Genomic DNA, 630 nt, shown 5'->3' with positions numbered 1-630 from the left:
CGAGCCATCATCAAAAGTGGATAAATCTTGGGGAGCTAACGTCCATAGTCCGCCAGTCACAATGGCGTTAAGGGTTAATGAATTCCCTTGGTTGTCCGTTAAGGTTACGGTGACAGTTTGACCGTCTTCGACATTGGTAACAGTGCCTTGGAGCGCCACTTGAGTCATCTCTTGTGCGTTGAGTACGCCATCATTATCAATAATTTCTACGGTGATATCAGCGAGCGTGTCTTTTTCTACAGTATTGCTGCCAATGGTAGGATTGCCTTGAGTATCGTTGGATAGAGCTCTTAGCGTGAGAGAGCCTTCTGTGAGTGATGATAAATCAAGGTTATCTAATTGCCATTGTCCATCGATGACGGTGGTATTAAAGATTAGGCGCGCACCGTTAATATCAGTGACCCACACCAGCACATTTTGACCGTCTTCAATATTTAATGCTTCACCGCGCAAAGTTGTGCTGGGGACTTCAACTGCATTAAGCGTATTGTCATCATCTACCGCTTCAATGGTCACAGTTGCTTGAGAATCTTTGCTGACAATGGCTGTGACAGAAGTGGGATTACCAGCGATATCGACAGTATTCGCTGTAAAGCTAATATTGCCATCGATGAGTGATGAAACATCAGC

Annotated in this window: 1 protein-coding gene; it reads right to left on the bottom strand. The window is 44.9% G+C overall.

The features are described from left to right. A partial coding sequence (locus L2737_RS22255) for a hypothetical protein (protein WP_248957142.1) occupies positions 1-630 on the bottom strand: 630 nt, incomplete at both ends.

It is taken from the genome of Shewanella electrodiphila, from assembly GCF_023283985.1.
GTDB classification, from domain to species: domain Bacteria; phylum Pseudomonadota; class Gammaproteobacteria; order Enterobacterales; family Shewanellaceae; genus Shewanella; species Shewanella electrodiphila.
The sequence above is the reverse complement of the archived record's forward strand: the minus strand, read 5'-3'. Positions and strand labels throughout refer to the sequence as shown.